We start from the raw sequence: 19259 nt of genomic DNA, 5'->3' as shown, positions 1-19259 counted from the left end.
GCGGAAGCAACAGGCGATCTGTGCGAAGCCGCGCCAGCGACGCAACAACGATACAAAAAAGAAAGCCGGTGCGGCAAAAGTGTTACCTTCTGCCGCACCGGCTCCAGCCCACTCCCCATTCCAGCCCCTTCGCGGGCGCCCTGCCCTTCAGTCTTGAAGGGGCTCGGATGGGGAGCGGACCGATCCAGTGATAACTTGCTGACCCGGCCCGGTCAGAAAGGCAGCCAGCGCTGCTTGTGCGAGAACTTCATGTAACCGACGTTGGCGCCAAGGCGCAGGCCGGCGCCGGCCCGAACCGGGATCAGGACGATGTCGCCGCGGCGCAGGTAGCTGACGGTGAAGCCACCGATCAGATAGGCCTGCCCCTCACCTGCCCCGAAGCGATGATAGAGGTCTTCGGTATCGTAGAGGTTGTAGACGAGCACGAAAGCGTTACCCGCATTGGCCCCGGCATCGAAGCCGATGGAAGGTCCGGTCCAGTAGACCGGCCTTTCGCCTTCCACCTTGTGATAGAGCGTGCCCGAGCCGTACCGCAAACCGATTGCGATGGCGCCGCCTGCTTCACGCCCGACGATGTAGCCATTGGGCTCCCCCTGCTTGGCGAGCAGGTCCTTGATGACATCGGCCAGCCCCTTGGCGCCCTTGCCGAACACGCCCTCAGCTGCGCCGATCAGGTCGTCCTCGTGGTACGTTGTCGAATTGTCGACGGCGGGCGTCGCAGGCGCGACCGGAGCGGCCATCTTGTCGGCATTCCAATCCGAGACGCTGCTGCTCGGCTCCATCGGCGTGCCGTTACCCGATGCTGCAGCCGGTCCGTCCTGCGCGGGCAACTCGCCGCTAGGGTTGGACGAGAAAGTGGTGTCTCCGCCCTTGAGATCCCCATCAATCGCCGCGTCGGGATCGACAGTCGTCACTTGCGCCACAGCGGGCGCAAGAGGCGAGACTATGGCGAGAAAGGCCGCCGCGAGCGCGATCAGCGATCGTGATGCACGCGCGCCAGCCCGTTTCGGAGCCTTCTTCCGGCTCTTTTCGGTGATTGGCTTGCAGACTGACATGACTTTCCGATCCTCCCTCGCGGTACGGCGGTAAAACTGGCGCCGAAGCGCGGCAACATTGCGACATCGCACAAGAATCCACTGCTAGGGCGCCTGCAATGAACGGGCGATGGACCGAGTCGGTTTTGCGGCAGACCGAATCGCCAAGCCCCCGAATCAGCCCTCGAGAACTAATTTCACCTTCGGCGCTCATCCCCCCTTGATGCCCCCGATCCCCCCAGCTATAGGGCCCGCCTGCGCCGCATCCGGAGACGTGGGTGAGTGGCTGAAACCAGTTCCCTGCTAAGGAACCGTACTCTATCAGGGTACCGAGGGTTCGAATCCCTCCGTCTCCGCCACTGGCCTATCCCCCGCATCTTTGAAAATCTCGGAACGGCCAGCTTTTCTGCGGCTTTACGAGATAATTCACACTCCGCGCGATCCCGACCGATCCACTCGTGACCGATTGGATCCGTGGTTGAAAATGTGGGAAGAATCGAGATCATGGGAAAGCTTGCCGGGACTGCTGCAACGGCGCGCAACTAGGCCCCCGAACTTCATGGGGGCCAGGGTCCGGACCCCGCGCAAATTTACGCGCCGGCGCGCCAAGCTTCAGGCGTCCAGCGCAGCCCTTGCACTTCTCGCCACCAATGCATGATCAATGTCGCGGGGAGCTCGACTCAAGGGGTCATAAGGCTGGATGAGTTGCTTGTTTCGCAGAAGTGCGAGCCCGTAGATCGTTGACCAATAGCCCATCACGCGCATGGATCGATCATCGAAGGGTGCATCCGGCATGGCTTTCGTGACTGCACCAAGCAGCGCCTTGTAACCCTTTTGCTGGTATTCGAGCAGAACGGGATCCACGGTTGGATTGGTGAGCTCGCTCTCGTACATCAGTTCCATCATCCGCGGCTGCGAGTATGCGAACTCAAGGAACGCCTGCCCCATATTGATCAGTTGATCGAGCGGTGAAAGATTGGCCGTGTCGACGGCTTGCGCCCCGCCGATGAGTTCCTCAAAGCCTTCCAGCGCCAGTGCTAGAAGCAATGCTCTACGATCTGAAAAGTGGTGATACGGCGCTGCAGTCGTGACCCCCACTTGTTGGGCAAGGCCGCGCAGCGAGAGTGATGAGTGTCCGTTCCTGGAAACAAACTCGCGCCCTGCATTCAGCAGGTCGCGCCTCAGATCTTTCTTATGATAGCTCTTAGCGCGGGCCATTGCGTTCCTTCACCTTCCACATGTCCAAGTCCCTAACAGCGATCGAATGCGCAGCAAGCCGTCAAATTGGAGCTTGCGACATTTTCTAGCATCGCTTAGATAAATCTAAGCACCGCTGAAATTATAGGCAATTCGGAAGGGAAGAAGGATGAACGGCTCAAAAGGCCGCATTGCTATTGTGGGCGCAGGGCCGGCTGGCATGGCCGCTGCTCTTGCTGCGCTCAGGCTGGGTTTCGATGTCACGTTATTCGAACGCGCGAAGGAGATTCGGGCTGCCGGTAACATCCTCAACCTGTGGCCGCCGCCGCAGAAAGTGCTGAAGCTCATCGGCGTCGACACCGAGGATCTCGGTGCGCCGTGTCACACCTACTTCGAGAATTCCAAGGGCAAGCGCCGCGCTGACGTCCAGTTGCCGGCTGAAGTCGAAGCCGAGTACGGCGGCGGCTTCATCGGCCTGCTGCGCTGGGGTCTTTACCAGCGCATGATCGATGCGATCCCGCCGGGCGTGGTGAAGCTGGATCACCAGCTCTCCCACATCGAGGACAAGGGCGATTTCGTTCGGCTCAAGTTCGCCAATGGCCTCAGCCACGACGCGGATGTGCTCATCGGAGCCGATGGCATCAATTCGTTCGTCCGCAAGCACCTGTGGGGTGACAAGCCCATTCGCCATCAGCGCTTGCACCTCGTTGGCGGCTACCTGTTCCTCGACGAAGAGCCGCAGGGTGTCGGCATTCTCGCGCACAACCGGACCACGCAGGTCAGCTACACGCCGATCCGCCATGAAGGCAAATGGGGGTACGAATGGTGGGTGCTGGAAGCATGCGACCCTGACGCGGCCCCGCCGGAGGACCTCATCGGTTTCTGCCGGACCCGCGCAAAGGGCTTCTCCAAAACCGTGCGAGACTTGATCGAGGCCACTCCGCTCGAGCACATGCAGCGGTGGGAAATCCGTGACAGGCCACCTCTTAAAGCCTGGAGCAAAGGTCGTGTCACGCTGGTTGGCGACGCAGCCCACCCGACATCGCCTTACGCTGCCTATGGCGCAGGCATGTCCATCGAGGACGGCTACTTCCTGGCTCGTGAGCTGGACGCGGTATCCATGTCCGATACGGCAGCTGTTCGATCAGCGCTCGTCGCGTTCGAGACGCGGCGCATTCCCCACACCGTCCAGATTACCCAAGGGGCCTATTTCACCGGCAAGATCTTCCATCATTGCCCGGCTTTCCTGCGACCGCTTCGCGACTGGGTGTTCGATAACACGCCATTTCTCCAGAGGATGGTCGGTGATGAAATGCCCGCACATATCCTGTCGCAGCTGGCCGAGATCGAAGATGGCGAGCCCTATGTCCCGGTCCACAAGCGCGTGAAGGAGCCTGCGCTATGAGCGGTTTCAAATATGGCGTGTCGCTATACAGTTACACGGACGACCTCGGTACGGTCATGACCCTTGAAGATGCCTTCGACCATGTCGCTGAGACCGGATCAACCGGCATCGAGATCCTCGGCGAAGCCAACATTGCCGGATACCCCGAACCGTCCAGTGCCTGGCTCGACAACTGGTTCGCCTTGATCGACCGGTACAAGCTGGAACCTACCAACCTGGCCTCGTGGCTCGACACCTGCCTGACCCTCGACCACACCATGAGCGTCGAGGAAGGCACGGCACAGGTTGCGCAGGATCTGAGACTGGCGAACCAGCTCGGCTTCAAGTTCATTCGCCCCAAATTCGGCGTCATCGACGAAGAGCTGACGCCGCATCCGATCTGGGAAGCCACGATCGAACGCAACCTCGATCTGGCGCACCAACTCGGGATCGTGATCATTCCGGAAATCCATGCGCCGACCCCAATCAAGCATCCGGTGACGGATGCCTACATCGAGTTCATCGAACGCACGGGAACCAAGAATTTCGGCATCATGATCGATACCGGGATCTTCCAGGATCGCCCGCTGCCTTACTGGCCCGGCGAGACCCCGGAAATCCGCGCGGCGGCCCTGAGCTTCCTCGATGGCATCAAGGTACCGGTCGAACATCTTGCCGACGTCATTCAGTATGTGCCGTTCATTCAGGCCAAGTTCCATCACATCGACGAGAACCTGCACGACCACCATATCCCCTGGGAGAACGTGATCCCGATGCTGAAAAAGCTCGGTTACACCGGCTATCTCTCCAGCGAATACGAAGGCGTCCGGGACCCCTGGGTCGCCATCGAGCAGGTTCGCCGCCAGCACTGTCTCATCCGCAAACTCGAACGCGATTTAGAAGTCGCCCCGGAGAAGCTCGATGCTTGAACGCACCCACATCCAAAGCAGTGGCTTTCGCAATACCGGGGTGCCCGGGGCCTATGATGGTTTTCAGGTCCGTCTCCGCCAACCGAACTACCGTGGGACGCGCCTTAGCCTCCTGGCAGGCATCGATATCACGGTGGATGGCGAGACCTACCGGTCCACCGACAACCGGTTCGTCGTTGGAGGCCGGGAGTACACGCACGCTGAATTGCTTGCTGCCAAAGAAGATCGCTGGGAGGTCGGCACCTGCATGACCGTTCTGATCAAGCGCCCCGGAGGATTGCCGGCAGGAGTGCACGATGTGGCGAGCGAGATTGCCTTTCGGCATCCCTACTTCCCACCACAGTTTCAACCGACGTTCGTGCGAGACAGCCGCATGATCACAATAATTATCTGACCTTTGGACTGGTATAAGGGAGAGCGGGACGTGACAGCCATCAGGCAGGCCCAATTTGCGCCGCCGAAACAGAAAGCCGCAGGAGCTGGCCAGGGCATCGTCGTGGTACTGGCGGGCTTCCTGCCTATCCTTGCGATTGTTGCTCTGGCGCCGGTCGTACCGAGGATGGTCGAGCAATTTGCATCGGTCCCCGGTGCCACAACGCTCGTGCCATTGGCTGTCACCGCGCCGGGCCTGATGATTGCGCTGTTTTCTCCGCTCATGGGGTGGCTTGCGGATCGTTATGGCCGGCGCCGGTTGCTGCTGGTTTCGACCTTCATCTACGGTGTGGTCGGAGTCGCTCCGTACTTCCTGTCCGACCTCACCGCGATTTTTGCATCCCGATTGGCTCTGGGCCTTTGTGAAGCGGCAATCCTGACCGTCACCAATACTCTCATCGGTGACTATTTCGCGCAGGATCAGCGCCGCACATGGTTGATGTTCCAAGCCGCCATCGGTCCCGTGTTCGGTGTATCGGTTCTGACTTTTTCCGGATATCTGGCGGCAATCAGCTGGCACGTGCCATTCCTGATCTACGCTGTCGCAATTCCGATTTTCGCAGCGATGCTGGCTTTCATCTATGAGCCGGACGTCGAAGATACACGCGGTTCGCGTGATAGCAGCGTTGCGTTTCCTGTTCGCCACGCCGTGCTTTGCGGTGCCGTGACCCTCGTGTCGGCAAGTCTGTATTACGTCTATATCGTGCAGGTCGGACTGGCGTTCGGCGGAATCGGTGTGACATCGCCGGAAACCGTCGGGATGCTGATCGGTATAGCCAATGTAGGCGTGTTCATAGGTGGCCTGCTCTTCAAGCCCATCTCCGCGCGGCTCTCCTCTTCGTGGCAGATTGCAATTTTCCTGTCGCTCATGGGAGCCGGAATGGCCGGAATTGGTCTAGCCCGCAGCGAACAGGTCATGACGCTGGCTGCTTGTCTGCAGCAACTTGGCGCGGGGATCCTGATCCCGGCTCTGGTGTTGTGGGCGATGAACGGACTTCCGGCGCAGCATCGGGGACGCGGAATGGGGATATGGAGCGCCTGCTTCTTCCTCGGCCAATTCACCAGCCCGCTTCTCGTGACCGGCGTAGGAGTCTTCACCGCCGGAATTGGCGGAGCCTTCCTGGCCCTCGGAGTCGCCGCATTGCTCTGTGCGCTCGCAGCACGGGTTTTCGCCCGATCGATCGACGCTTGATCGACAGCCAACGGCGTAATTCTGGGAGAAGAACCTGTAAAAGCGGCAAGTACGATAGCGGAGCCGCAAACGCCGTCGCTCGAGAAGTCGGCGCCTTAGGTAGCACCGATCGCCACAGGCCTCATGCCCAATGCGACAAACTCCGCTGAGGATGGGGGCGCAGTACATTCGCAAAAAGTCGCTGCCCGTACCGATGCATCAAGAGACCTGGGAGACAAGAATGACTGATTACGTGCGCAACCTGTGGTACATGGCAGCCTGGGATGATGAGATCCCCGAAAACGGTATGCTCTCGCGCACACTGCTGGACGAGAAATGGCTGATCGCCCGCCTGTCCGATGGAAGCTACGCGATGCTGGCCGACCGGTGCCCGCATCGCTTCGTTCCGCTCAGCAAAGGCAAGCTCGAAGCAGACGTGATCCACTGTCCCTACCATGGACTTGGCTTCGACCGCACCGGTGCGTGCGTACACAATCCCTTCCCGGCCGAGCCGCCGGCCCATGTCCGGGCGCGCACCATGCCCGTCGTGCATCGTCACCATGGGCTCTGGTTCTGGCCGGGTGACCCGCAGAAAGCCGATCCTGCCTTGATACCGGATTTCGGTTTCGTGGAGCGCGCGGGCATGAGCCGCAGTCGGCTGGTCATCAAGGGGCACTACGAACTGTTGACCGACAATCTCATGGACCTGACCCATGCCGAGTTCCTGCATGTCACCAGTTTCGGTGTGAACGGCTCAATCTTTCTCGGCAGCCAATCGGTCAAGACCGACGAAAGCGGGGCGATCTGGAACAACTGGGACATGGAAAATGTGTGCCCGCCCGACTGGGCGAAGGCCATTCTGCAAGACGAATCATCGGTGGACCAATGGCTTCACATGCGCTGGCACGCGCCGGCTTCCATGGCGCTGACGGTCGGCCTGGCTCGCGCCGGGACGGATCGTAACGACATGGTGGTGCCGCAAATGGTCAATCCCCACATCATCACGCCGCAGACAATACGCACCTCGCATTACTTCTTCGATCACGAAGCGAGTGAAGCGGCGGCAGCGCTGGCCCGCCAGGTTTTCGTCGATGAGGACGAGCCGATGATCGAGGCCGCCCAAGAAGCGCTGGGCGATATGGATTTCTGGGACGCGCGCCCAGCCATCCTCGAAACCGACGCAGGCGCAATCCGCGCCCGACGGCGCTTGATGCAGTTGCGCAGGCATGAAGAGCGGGAGCGCGATCTCGAGTCAGACCGATCGGATACCCTGCGATAATCAGGCGGGCCGTCGCTGCCGGCTTATTGCAGGCTCTCTCGTATGAAGCCGCCCGCCTTCATGTGATAGTGGCGGGTGCGTAGCGCGATTGAAGTATCCGCTACGTTCTGAATTTTTCGCGTTCCCGCGCCATGAGCGCGCAAAGTACTCCCAAGACTGACGTCAGGGCCTCGGCTCACAAGCAAGGGCGGCGCAGACCAAATGTCTACGCCGCCCTGAATATCGATGCTTGAGCGGCATCAGCGCCAGCCCGGCCCCTCGAAAGGGGCCGGGCTGGCGTCGATCAAGCGGCCTGCGGCGGAGCGAACTTGGTCAGGTCGATACCCTGCACGGCGCTCTTGTACTCGTCCATGTTCGGCGTGCGGCCCAGGATCGTGGAAAGCACCACGAGCGGAGTCGAGGCCAGCAGCGATTCACCCTTCTTATCGGCAGCGTCTTCCACGACGCGCCCCTGAAACAGGCGGGTCGAGGTGGCCAGAACGGTGTCGCCCTTGGCAGCCTTTTCCTGGTTGCCCATGCACAGGTTACAGCCCGGACGTTCGAGATACAGGGTGTTCTCGTATTCGGTGCGGGCAGCCTGCTTCGGCGCGACGTCGTCGAACTCGAAGCCGGCGTACTTCTTGAGCACATCCCAGTCGCCTTCGGCCTTCAGCTCGTCGACGATGTTGTAGGTCGGCGGAGCGACGACCAGCGGCGCCTTGAACTCGACCTTGCCTTGCGCGGCTTCGATGTTCTTGAGCATCTGAGCCAGGATCTTCATGTCGCCCTTGTGCACCATGCACGAGCCAATGAAGCCCAGGTCCACCTTCTTGGTGCCGCCGTAGTACGAGACCGGGCGGATGGTGTCGTGGGTGTAGCGCTTGGACACGTCCGCGTTGTTCACGTCCGGGTCGGCGATCATCGGTTCGTCGATCAGGTCGAGGTCGACGACGACTTCAGCGAAGTACTTGGCGTTGGCGTCGGGGGCCAGAGCCGGCTTTTCGCCCGAACGGATTTCCGCGATGCGGGCGTCGGCCTTGTCGATCAGGCCCTGCAGGGTCCGGGCGGCGTTGTCCATGCCCTTGTCGATCATGATCTGGATGCGCGACTTGGCGATTTCCAGCGACTCGATAAGGGTCTCGTCCTGCGAAATGCAGATCGAGGCCTTGGCCTTCATTTCTGCCGTCCAGTCGGTGAAGGTGAAGGCCTGGTCGGCCAGCAGCGTGCCGATGTGGACTTCGATCACGCGGCCCTGGAAGACATTCTCACCGCTGAACTGCGCCAGCATCTGCGCCTGGGTTGCATGCACCACGTCGCGGAAGTCCATGTAGGGCTGCATCTTGCCCTTGAAAGTCACCTTGACCGACTGCGGGATCGGCATGGTCGCCTCGCCCGTGGCCAGAGCCAGAGCGACGGTGCCCGAGTCCGCGCCGAAAGCGACGCCCTTGGACATGCGGGTGTGGCTGTCGCCGCCGATGATGATCGCCCAGTCGTCCACGGTGATGTCGTTCAGCACCTTGTGGATGACGTCGGTCATCGCGTGGTAGACGCCCTTGGGGTCACGCGCGGTGATCAGGCCGAACTTGTTCATGAAGGACATGAGCTTCGGGATGTTCGCCTGAGCCTTCTTGTCCCACACCGAGGCGGTGTGGCAGCCCGACTGGTAAGCGCCGTCGACCAGCGGCGAAATGACGGTGGCAGCCATCGCTTCCAGTTCCTGCGCGGTCATCAGGCCGGTGGTGTCCTGCGATCCGACGATGTTTACCTTGACGCGCACGTCCGACCCGGCGTGCAGCACCTTGCCCGGCGTCACGCCTACGGCATTGCGGTTGAAGATCTTCTCGACAGCGGTCAGGCCCTGGCCTTCGACGGAGATTTCCTTGTTCGGCGCGAAGACTTGGGTCGGCTCGACGCCCAGCGTCTCGGCCGCGAAGGTCTGGAGCTTCTTGCCGAAGACGATGGCATACGAGCTGCCCGCCTTCATGAATTCCATCTTCTGCGGCGTGAACGAACTGGCGACGTCGACCAACTCGTTGCCATCTTCGTCGCGCAGGACCTTGTCCTTGACGTCGATCTTGAGGATCGTGCCGGTCTCGACCGAGAACTTCTGCTCCAGGACGGGGTTACCGTCGTTGTTGAGGATCGCCTTCCCGTCTTCGCCGAGCTTCTTGACCCAGTTCTTCAGGTTGATGCCGATGCCGCCGGTCACGTCGACGGTGGTCGCGAAGATCGGCGAGATGCCGTTGGTGCCCGCGACGACCGGCGCATAGTTCACGAAAGGCACATAAGGGCTGGACTGTTTGCCGGTCCAAAGTGCCACGTTGTTCACGCCCGACATGCGCGAGGAGCCCACGCCCATCGTGCCCTTTTCGGCAATCATCATCACGCGTGCGTCGGGATGCTGCGCCTTGAGCGCGACGATCTGTTCCTGTGCTTCGGGCGAGATCATGCACTTGCCGTGCAGTTCGCGGTCGGAGCGCGAGTGAGCCTGGTTGCCCGGCGAAAGGAGGTCAGTCGAGATATCGCCTTCGCCGGCAATGAAAGTGACGACCTTGATCTCGTCCTCGACGTCAGGAAGCTTGGTGAAGAATTCGGCCTTGGCGTAGCTTTCCAGCACGTCCCTGGCGATGGCGCTTCCGGCCTTGTAGGCATCCGCGAGGCGGGCCATGTCGGCGTCGTAGAGGAAGACCTGGGTCTTGAGCACATCGGCAGCTTGCGCGGCAACTGCAGCCTCGTCGCCCAGCGCGATGTCGAGCAGGACCTTGACCGAAGGACCGCCCTTCATGTGCGAGAGCAATTCGAGCGCGAAGCCGACCGAAATTTCCGGGACGATAGCTTCGCCGAGCACGACTTCCTTCAGGAAGGCCGCCTTTACCGCAGCAGCGCTCGTAGTGCCGGGCAGCGTGTTGTAGATGAAGAACTTGAGAGCATCGGCGCGGTGTTCGCTGCCGGCATCCTTGATCAGGACGATGATCTCTTCGATGAGCTTGCCATCGTCGATGGGCTTGGGCGCAAGTCCTTGCGCAGCTCTGCTGTCGATTTCGGTCAGATAATCCAAATAGATGCTCATCGTAATCCCAAGCTCATGAGTGAATGGAGCCAAAAAAGTGCCGTCATCCGGCCTTCTTCGGTTGCCCGAAGGCATGCGCGGCTCCCGCTACGCCAACGCAAATCAACTGGCAAGGCATCACGATTCAACAAAACCGCCTCGGGACAAAGACGAAACGGAGGTCGGCGAGGCGAAGCAGCTGCCCGTCCGCCCTCCTTAAGGATATACCGAAAGTGCGCAGGGCCCTGAAACGTCAGTCCATCTCGTCGACCGGCACGCGCATGCGCAGCGAGGTGGAGCCCGGGTTCGAGACAATCTCCAGCGTCCCCCCGCGCTCGGTCAGGCGTTCGCGGATGGAGCGCGGGAAGATCGGCTCATTGCTCTCGCCGAAGCCCTGGCCGTTGTCCGTCACCTCAATCTCGATCCCGATCGCGCGCATGCGGCACTTGATGGTCACTCTGGTGGCTTCCCCGTGACGCACGCCGTTCGAAACGGCCTCGCGCACGATCTGCTGGATCTCCAACGAGAGCCATACAGGCACCGGCACGCGATAGTCGGACTCGATAATGTCGACAGTGATCTGCCAACGCAGCGCCAGCGCTTCGCTCGTCGCCTCCAGATCGTCAATCAGATTGCGCACACGCGCGTCCGAATCCGTCTCGCGCAATTGCTCGATCAAGCGGCGAACATGGATGTGCTCGGCAGCCAGTGCATCCTTGATGGCGTCGATCTCGCCTGTGATCTCGGCATCGGCACCCGCCTTCGAACGCAGCGCGACGAGCAGGAACTTCGCACCGACCAGAGAATGCGCAACGCTGTCATGCAGGTCGCAGGCAACCGACTTGCGCAGCCGGCTCAAGGCGCGGTCGAGCGCATTGACCGCACTGACCTGCCAAGCCACGCCCTGCGCCACTTCCGAAGCGATGGCGTGGGCAAGGTAGAGATGCCCCCACCCCAGCATCGGAATGCCGGTAAGGATAAGGCAATTGGAGCCCTCCTCGCCGCTGGTCGGGATGCACAAGCCCCGCTCCACTCCAAGCTCCCTGAGGAGCTGGAAGCCCGGTAGCGCGGTGACTTTACATGCCCTCAACATACCTTCTGCCGAAACGATCGCGCGATCGCGGGCGAGATCGAACAGCATCGGCTCAAGCTGTCGCAGGCGATCGGCCGCGCCGAAGCTCAACTTCCTGGGCTGGAGCCGTTCCTCGAGCGAGGCAGGCGTGCAGGAATAACAGCCGAGATCTTCGCGATCGATCCAGCACAGCACGGCATCGGAAGAATCGGCGGCTTCCATGGCATAGCCCATCGCCGATGCGGTGACCGGATAACCGGGCCCCGGCGTCTCTCCGGCGAACCGGGGGAGGTTCGTCTTGATCATCTGGCCGCTCGCCCAGACGAGCACCAGCGAGCCGAGCGGAACGAACAGCCCCCACCGCACCACGCTAGCCCAGGCCACCGTCCCACGAGGAACTTCGACAAGCAGGATATCGCCGATCCACACCGCATTGAGGAAAGCGGCAATGGCGAGCACGAGCGCAAGCCGCCAGCGCAGGACACTGCTGAACAGGATATGCCCGATCAGGCACAGGGACAGCACGACCCACGTCACGCCTTCGTCCATGGCCGGGACCGTCAGTGCCAGGAAAGCCAGGACATCCAGCCCAATAAAAGCTTCGGACGCGATGAAGTCGAGATACCAGTCATTGAAGGCAATGATCAGTGCGACGAACGCAAAGACCGCATAGGTCAGGGCGAAGACGTCGAAGTATCCGCCTTGAAGGCCCAGCCCCGAGGACTTTGTGAAAGCGAACAGCAGCAGCACGAATGCGCAGAAAGCCCGACTAACTGCAACGATGTGATTGGAGTGGGCGCCGCATGTCAGTTCGGACAGGAAATGCAACAGCCGCGCCCCGGCGCCGGACTGCTCGCCCGCCTCCGGCCCGAGCGGCTGCTCCCCGGTCTTGTCGAAGTCATGAACCACGCCGTTCACGCCACTATTCTTTGAAGGAAACGTACTTGCCTGACAGGGAAGCGCGCGAAACTGCACGCAGCAAACCTCGCCGCTGGGTGCTGCACCGAAGCTGGCGGCATTGGGCCTGAGACCGCGAAAGCCATTCGAACGCCATCTTTCTTTGTGTGAGCCTGCGTCCGGAACGATGGCTGAGGGGCACGCGCGCCCCGGTGGCTCAACTTTCGCAACCTTGAATACGCCCCTAGATACGAAGCAGGAACCTCAATAACCTGCCCTCGCAGGCATCTTTTGCTTATGCACTTCGACTGGCCGAAATTAAGTATCTATCGATAGTTAGTCAAGTTTCCTAACTGAGGTAGCTGATGTGGTGCTTCAAGGCCAATCCTGCGAGTTTCCGAGGGGTGACCTGCCCGCCTGCGATACAACCGGTCATCGACCGCGATATCCGGCCGAATGGCTCCCTCCTGCTGCAGAAAGGCTATTCGCCGGCATCTTTCAGACTGTTCGCCAGCTCGGTCCGATTCGAAATGCCCAGCTTGGTATAGATATTGTGGAGGTAGACTTTCACCGTCCCCTCGGTCGTCCCGAGGCGCGCCGCGACCTCACGGTTCCGCAGGCCGCGAGCCACATGCTGGGCCACGTCCAGCTCCTTTGGGGTAAGGCCCGCAAGACGGGAAGACGGGCTTGCGGAACTGGCGTGGGCAATCGCCTTGTCGATCAGATCGCCATCCAGGTAGCGCATGCCATTCTTGACCGAGTCGATCGCCTTGAGCAGACAGTGCTCGGCATCGTGCTTGAAGACGATCCCGTTTACCTGCGACCGGATCACCGAAAGCAGCTGTTCGTCGTTCATTTCCACGGTCAGGATGATCACGGGCCGCGTATCGCCCCGCCTGCGCAGTTCCGAAAGCGTCGAAACGCCGTCACGACAGGGCATGCGCACATCGAGCAGGACGATGTCAGGATCCTCACGCTCTATCGCTACAAGCGTTTCATCGCCGTCGCCGGTCATGGCGACGACTTCGTGCCCCCCCATTCGGAGTACGGCTTCGACACCCAGTCGAAAAAAGGGATGATCGTCGGCAACTAATATTCGCGACACGATTTATACTTCCCACCCGACGACTGCCTTTCGGCAGCTTGACGCCCCCAACCCGATGGTAACGCCCGATCATTACCTATCGCCGGATTTTGCAGGGGTGCACGGACAAGGTCAATAAAATAGCACCCCCCGCTCAACCGATTCTCACAATCGATTTAAGTTCTGGCGCCCGGCGCAGCACCGGTACTCAGATAGTATGACTTGCCCAGGCCAGATCACAGACCGATGCATTAACTTGCGTTAGGAGGATTGACTAACGGTCTATATCTTTAGATACTAAACGCGTCTTTCAGCACAATGACCGATCATGGATAACGGCTCAGGACGCGGAGTTGTCAGATGACAGTGATGGCCAAGATAAATCTGCGCAGCCGAACGGGCTACCTGCACGGGCAACCCACCCGCAAGCTCAGCCTTGAAGGGACCGCCGCCAGCTTCAAGGGGCAGCGCGAGTCGGTTTCCGTCACCAATCTCTCGAAGACAGGGATGTTGCTCGAAACATCGGCTCCCCTCTCGGTCGGCGAACCGCTGTCGATCCTCTTTCCCGAAGGAGAAACGCGCAACGCCAGCATCGTCTGGGCAGCCGAAACGATCTTCGCATGCGAATTCGAAAAGGCCCTTTCCATCGCCACGATCAGGAAGGTGCAACTGCAAAGTCCACCGGAACCGCGCGCCGATGAAGAAGCCGTCACTTCCGAAACTCTCGGTGCCCGCATCAAACGACTGCGCCGCGAGCGAGGCTTTGGGGTGGATCATTTCGCCAGCCAGATCGGCGTGAGCCGCCCTACCCTGTGGAAATGGGAGAAAGGCACTGTCTCTCCGCGTCAGAACATGGTCCAGACGATCGCCAGAGTGCTCGGCGTTCCGGAAAGGGAACTGCTCTACGGCAAACGTCCCGACATGGTGCAGGACGAAGCGCGCCAGGTTACTGCATTCGATGCGTCAAGCTCGGTCATTGCCAGCAAGAAGGTGGAGATTGCACAGCTCATCGGCGTCGATCCCCATCGCGTACGCATCCTGATCGAAACCTGATCCCTGAGCCACTGCTGAGGCGAAACTCGCGCCAGCCTCAAGGCGCGAGGTCAGGTCTGATGGCCACTATCGCCTGGTGCTTTCGCGGATCACCAGCTTGCCCGGCACCGGGGTCGTATCGATGGCATCGCCCGAAGATACCCCGATGAAGTTCGAGACGAGCCGTCTGGCAATGCCCGGCATGTCCTGTTCGACAGTCGTGATCGATGGATTGGTAAGGCGCGTCGCATAGATGCCATCGAAACCGCACAAGGCCACTTGCCCGGGCACACGCAGCCCGCGCTCGTGCAAGGCCCTCAACGCTCCGATTGCCATGAGATCACAGGTGGCGAAAATTCCGTCGACCTCTGCGCCTTCGTCGAGCACCTGGTGCATCAGCTTGAAGCCCTGCTCGAGCCGATCTGTCGGCACATCAGAATAGCGCACCACTTCCTTCATGGTGCAGCGGCTCATGACCGACCGGTAGCCCTCGACGCGATCGGCAAATTGCCGCTGGTCGCCAGGCCGCGGCGAGAGGCAGGCGATCGCCCGGCAACCGATGTCAACGAGATGCTCGACAGCGCCGGCTGCCGCGGCGAAATTGGCCGCGGAGATCGCCGAGAGGCGCTGCGAGGCGATGCCCCATCCCACTACCGGAACCCCATCATCGGCGAGCGCCCGGAAACGATCCCAGCAGACCTTGTCCCGGCCGCTGCCGATGACGATGTAACCATCGGCCAGCCCTCGCATGACAAGGCCGACATCGCCCATCTTCTCGCTCATCAGCGAGGTGAGGACGGCATAACCCTTAGCATTGGCCGCCACTGAGATGTGGCCCTGCAAGGTGGTGTAGAAGGGATTGAGCGAGCCGATACCTTCCTGATCGTCATAAAGCACGACAAGAGCAATTGTGCGCGTGGTGCTGCGCCGCAGGTTGGAAGCGGTGGCATTGGCGATATAGCCCAGCTTGCGGGCCGCTTCCTCGACACGCACACGAATGTCCGGCCGCACCGAAGTCTTGCCGTTGAGGACGCGCGATACCGTCGACTGCGATACGCCCGCCAGACCCGCAACATCATATGCCGTGACGCGGCCCGAATTCACGCCTTCCCCTCCTGCACGACCCGACCGGGACAGCGAACGTCCGGTCAGCCCCTCTATTGGCACAAGCCCATAGCAGCGCAAGCCCGGTGTAGGAACGCCAGAGATCGGCGATGCGTCTATACGGCCTACCGCGCAGGTACGGCCTTGCGGCATCGCATGCGGAAAGAACGCCACAGCCTCCCGGATTACGTCATGCTTCGGGCCGCTTCGCGCGCCTCCTTGTACCGGGCGCGCCGCCCTTCCTCGATCTTGAGCCGGGCATCCAGCCCCGGATCTGCAGGATAATCCCGAAATGCGTCGATCACTTCGGCAAAGACCTCTGCAAGTTCCTCGCGGAATTCCGGGTGCGAGAAGATGTAGAAGCGATTCTCCTTCACCGCATCGATCGTGCGCTGCGCGATCACTTCGGGCTCCATCCCGGCTTCATGGACTTTTTCGAGCTGGCTGACGAATGCCCTGTTCACGTCTTTCGCCCCGGCCCGGAGCGTCGAAGGCCGTATCTCATCGCTGGCGTAGATATGCGTCTTGACCAGGCCAGGACAGAGCATCGATACACCGATCCCGTGCGGGGCAAGGCTGTAACGCAGCGATTCGCTCAATCCTCGTACGGCGAATTTGGTCGTATTGTAGATGCCGGGCACACCGCTGCCCAGGAAAGCGGCCATGGAGGCCGTGTTGCAGATATGGCCACCCTGCCCTCGCTCCTTCATGCGCGGCGCGAAAGTCGCCACGCCATTGATCACACCGTGCAGGTTGACCCCAAGCAACCAGTCCCAATCGTCGTATGAAGATTCGTCGATCGACTGGAAGAGGTTCACGCCAGCATTATTGAACAGCAGGCTGACCGGTCCGAGTTCTCGCTCCACCCGATCGGCGGCCTCGGCGAAGCCCTCACGCGAGGAAACGTCTAGCTGCACGCCCATCACTTCCTGATTTTCGAGGAGCTTCAATGCCTGCTCCAAGGCATCCTCGCGAATGTCTGCGATGGCGACCTTGCAGCCCTCCGCCACGAGCGCACGCGCGAGCCCCAGCCCGACACCGTTTGCCCCGCCGGTTACGAAGGCCGTTCTTCCCGAAAGATCCTGCATAACCATTTCCTCAGGCCGCGCTGATTTCGGAGAGCTGATCGGCGCGCAGCGCGGACTGGCGCTCAATTTCATCAGCGATGGCCGGATTTCGGAACAAAATTGCGAAGGTACGCTTATATTCTTCATTCTCCGGGAGGTGCGTCTGAACCGCAGCAGTGGTCGCTTCGCCCCGTTCGCGCACACCGTCCAGGAACTCACTGTGCGTGAGGATGTAAAGCTCATCATTCACAATGCCGCGCAGCACCCGCTGCCCCACCTCTTCCTTCGTCTGGTAGAGGTGGAAGAACTGGTCACCTGACTGCCGGCGCTTGTCCGCCTCGGCATAGCCGGTTGCACTCAGTTCCTCCGGCCGGGTCTTGCCCGCCTCGGCGATGTTCGACTGAACGGCGCCCGGACAGAAGGCCGAGCAGATCACGCCGCGCGATTCCAGTTCCGGTCGCATGCATTCCATCATGGAAACGACCGCGGCCTTGCCGGATGAATAGATCGTCGTGCCTGCCGCCGGCACCAATGCAGACATCGACGCCGTGTTGACGATATGCCCGCCTTCGCCATGGGCCAGAATTCTCGGCAAAATCGTGACAATCCCGTTGATTGCGCCACCGAGATTGACGCCCATCACCCAGTCCCAATCGGCATAGGTCGCAAGGTCGGTGGGGCCGACAACCGCAACGCCTGCATTGTTGAGCAGCATGTGGATCTTGCCGAACTTCGCCTCTGCGCGGTCTGCAGCCGCGGCAAAGGCCTCGCGGTCGGTCACGTCCAGCTTGATCGCAAGAACCCGGCCACCGCCATCCAGTTCGGCAACGGCTTCGTCGAGATGGTCCTGGCGGATATCGGCAATCGTCAGGTTCATGCCTGCGCCCAGCAAGGCCTTGGCAATGCCGAGCCCAATGCCGCTGGCGCCGCCTGTCACGAATGCGGTCTTACCCTGAAGATCCTGCATGATTTGCGTCCTCTCTGAATGTTTTTCCTGCGTCGAAACGAATCTCCCCTCTTTTGTTCACCATCCAAAGTTAGTATGCAAGACAAACATTCACGATTGATCCCGTGCCCAAGAAGGCATTTGTAGGACGAATGGGAGAAGCCATGGCCTTAGCAACTGCCAATGTCGCGACGCTGGAACAGTCCCCGCAAATTGCAGCACCGGAGCGTGCCAACGCGCGGGAATGGCCAAGTTCAGCTTCAGCCTATTGGGCCCTGACTGTCATCGTGCTCGCGACCTTCATGACCTTCTTCGATCAGGTTGTGTTCGGAATGCTGGCCGAACGAATAAAGATCGATTTCGGACTGAGCGATTCGCAACTCGGCTTCCTCGCGGGCCCCGCCAGCATCATCTGCTATCTCTTCGTAGGCATTCCACTTGCGCGTCTGGCAGACATCTGGCCGCGCAAGTACGTGCTCGCCGGAGGCGTTTCCGTCATCGGTTTCGTCACCGTTCTTGGCGGGATCGCGCAGACCTTCACGCAGTTCGTGGGGACCCGCGTATTCCTTGCAGCGGGTGGCTCTGCCCATGCCCCCTCATCCTATTCGCTCATCGCTGACATGTTTCCCCCTGCGAAGATCACGCGCGCTTTCGCGATCCTGCAGTTCGGTTTCATCGGCGGATCGACTCTGGGACCGCTGGTCGGAGGACAGCTCATTGCGCTGACCGCGTCCTGGGCACCTACCGAGATCGGACCGATCCAGATCCTTGGCTGGCAATGGATCCTGATCTGGACCGGACTCCCAGCGTTCTTCATCGCCCTGCTCTTCCTGACCGTTCGCGAACCGCGCAGAAGACTGCCTGCCGGCGAGGCACCCGCCATGCGAGCCAGTACGGGTCTCGCCCGGCGGGCGCTCACCTTCACCGGCCTCGATGCGGCCAAGGCCATCCGCGCCAATCGCAAGGTCTATTACCCGATGTTTCTCGGTCTTGCCCTGAGCGCACTGGAAAGCACCGGGTTCGCATTCTGGCGGGTTCCCTTCCTGATCCGCACGTACGGCTGGACCGAGGCCCAGATTGGCGCCGTGACATCGGCCGCGATACTCGTAGCTTCGCTTCTCGGCCTGCTGCTAGGCAGCACCCTCGTCGAATGGCTCGCAAGGCGGCACAAGGATGCGAACGTACGCGCGGCCTTCATCTGCTTCGTTGCCGTCACGATCTGCGCGATCCTTGCGCCGCTCATGCCTTCCGCTGTGCTCTCCATTCTCGTCATGTCGATAGGCGTGATGTTTGGCATAGGTGGCGCGGTGCCGCAGAATGCGGCAATCCAGCGCGTCGCCCCAGGCGCCATGCGCGGACAGGTGACCGCCATCTACCTGTTCATGTTCACGTTCTTCGGAGCGATGGGCAGCTTCGCGATCGGCCTCGTTGCGCAGTACGTTGTCGTCGATCCGGCCAAGCTCTGGCTGGCACTGGAGATCACGGCGGTAGTCCTGATGCCGCTTGCAACCCTGTGCATCTACCGCGCCATTCGCCCCTATCGCGAAGAGATCGAGCGCCTCGAGGCAGCAGGAAGCTGATGTCCGGACGGCATTCATAACAA

Annotated in this window: 15 protein-coding genes and 1 tRNA gene; 8 read left to right on the top strand and 8 right to left on the bottom strand. The window is 60.8% G+C overall.

Translation table 11 applies throughout. The features are described from left to right. Positions 1–212: 212 nt before the first annotated feature. Positions 213–1055, bottom strand: a complete 843-nt coding sequence (locus J3474_RS02340) for a DUF1134 domain-containing protein (RefSeq protein WP_207092960.1) — start codon at positions 1053–1055, stop codon at positions 213–215. 247 nt (positions 1056–1302) lie between these two features. Here J3474_RS02340 and J3474_RS02335 point away from each other — a divergent pair. Beyond that, positions 1303–1393 (top strand) — tRNA-Ser (locus J3474_RS02335). Positions 1394–1646: 253 nt separating this feature from the next. On the opposite strand, the gene J3474_RS02330 is transcribed toward J3474_RS02335, so the two are convergent. Beyond that, a complete protein-coding gene (locus J3474_RS02330; protein ID WP_207092959.1) occupies positions 1647–2252 on the bottom strand; it encodes a TetR/AcrR family transcriptional regulator in 606 nt (201 codons plus the stop codon). Between the two features lie 148 nt (positions 2253–2400). Here J3474_RS02330 and J3474_RS02325 point away from each other — a divergent pair, with 148 nt between their 5' ends. The 5 genes from J3474_RS02325 (at position 2401) to J3474_RS02305 (ending at position 7426) form a co-directional block, all read left to right on the top strand. Beyond that, a complete protein-coding gene (locus J3474_RS02325; protein ID WP_207092958.1) occupies positions 2401–3636 on the top strand; it encodes an NAD(P)/FAD-dependent oxidoreductase in 1236 nt (411 codons plus the stop codon). Next, positions 3633–4544: a sugar phosphate isomerase/epimerase gene (locus J3474_RS02320; RefSeq protein ID WP_207092957.1), complete on the top strand. Its 912-nt coding sequence runs from the start codon at positions 3633–3635 to the stop codon at positions 4542–4544. Before J3474_RS02325 ends, J3474_RS02320 begins: the two co-directional genes overlap by 4 nt. After that, positions 4537–4938 (top strand): DUF6379 domain-containing protein, encoded by a 402-nt coding sequence (locus J3474_RS02315; RefSeq protein ID WP_207092956.1) that lies wholly within the window; start codon positions 4537–4539, stop codon positions 4936–4938. The genes J3474_RS02320 and J3474_RS02315 overlap by 8 nt, the downstream gene beginning before the upstream one ends. Before the next feature lie 30 nt (positions 4939–4968). Then, a complete protein-coding gene (locus tag J3474_RS02310; RefSeq protein WP_207092955.1) occupies positions 4969–6168 on the top strand; it encodes an MFS transporter in 1200 nt (399 codons plus the stop codon). A gap of 220 nt (positions 6169–6388) precedes the next feature. After that, positions 6389–7426, top strand: a complete 1038-nt coding sequence (locus tag J3474_RS02305) for an aromatic ring-hydroxylating dioxygenase subunit alpha (RefSeq protein WP_242528152.1) — start codon at positions 6389–6391, stop codon at positions 7424–7426. Positions 7427–7709: 283 nt separating this feature from the next. Here J3474_RS02305 and J3474_RS02300 read toward each other — a convergent pair whose 3' ends face one another. From J3474_RS02300 to J3474_RS02290, 3 genes are all read right to left on the bottom strand, one after another. Next, the gene (locus J3474_RS02300; protein ID WP_207092953.1) at positions 7710–10475 is read right to left on the bottom strand and encodes a bifunctional aconitate hydratase 2/2-methylisocitrate dehydratase; all 2766 of its coding nucleotides are present in this window, start codon (positions 10473–10475) and stop codon (positions 7710–7712) included. A 232-nt stretch (positions 10476–10707) separates the two neighbouring features. Next, the gene (locus tag J3474_RS02295) at positions 10708–12444 is read right to left on the bottom strand and encodes a sensor histidine kinase (protein WP_242528151.1); all 1737 of its coding nucleotides are present in this window, start codon (positions 12442–12444) and stop codon (positions 10708–10710) included. Between the two features lie 460 nt (positions 12445–12904). Beyond that, positions 12905–13528 carry a response regulator transcription factor gene (locus J3474_RS02290; protein ID WP_013832499.1) on the bottom strand — a complete coding sequence of 208 codons (624 nt, stop codon included), beginning with the start codon at positions 13526–13528 and terminating at the stop codon, positions 12905–12907. Positions 13529–13867: 339 nt separating this feature from the next. Between J3474_RS02290 and J3474_RS02285 the strand changes: the two genes are divergently transcribed. Then, positions 13868–14560, top strand: a complete 693-nt coding sequence (locus J3474_RS02285; protein WP_242528150.1) for a helix-turn-helix domain-containing protein — start codon at positions 13868–13870, stop codon at positions 14558–14560. A gap of 66 nt (positions 14561–14626) precedes the next feature. Here the strand turns inward: J3474_RS02285 and J3474_RS02280 are convergent, their stop codons facing one another. The 3 genes from J3474_RS02280 to J3474_RS02270 form a co-directional block, all read right to left on the bottom strand. Further along, positions 14627–15643: a LacI family DNA-binding transcriptional regulator gene (locus J3474_RS02280; protein WP_232512653.1), complete on the bottom strand. Its 1017-nt coding sequence runs from the start codon at positions 15641–15643 to the stop codon at positions 14627–14629. A 185-nt stretch (positions 15644–15828) separates the two neighbouring features. Then, positions 15829–16731 (bottom strand): SDR family NAD(P)-dependent oxidoreductase, encoded by a 903-nt coding sequence (locus J3474_RS02275; protein WP_207092952.1) that lies wholly within the window; start codon positions 16729–16731, stop codon positions 15829–15831. 10 nt (positions 16732–16741) lie between these two features. After that, positions 16742–17677, bottom strand: a complete 936-nt coding sequence (locus tag J3474_RS02270) for an SDR family NAD(P)-dependent oxidoreductase (protein WP_207092951.1) — start codon at positions 17675–17677, stop codon at positions 16742–16744. A 143-nt stretch (positions 17678–17820) separates the two neighbouring features. On the opposite strand from J3474_RS02270, the gene J3474_RS02265 reads away from it, so the two are divergent. After that, positions 17821–19236, top strand: a complete 1416-nt coding sequence (locus J3474_RS02265; protein WP_207092950.1) for an MFS transporter — start codon at positions 17821–17823, stop codon at positions 19234–19236. Positions 19237–19259: the final 23 nt, after the last annotated feature.

The organism is Novosphingobium sp. PY1, from assembly GCF_017312445.1.
In the GTDB taxonomy this organism is placed as follows: domain Bacteria; phylum Pseudomonadota; class Alphaproteobacteria; order Sphingomonadales; family Sphingomonadaceae; genus Novosphingobium.
Note: the sequence above shows the minus strand (reverse complement) of the source record. Positions and strands in the feature narration are given on the sequence as shown.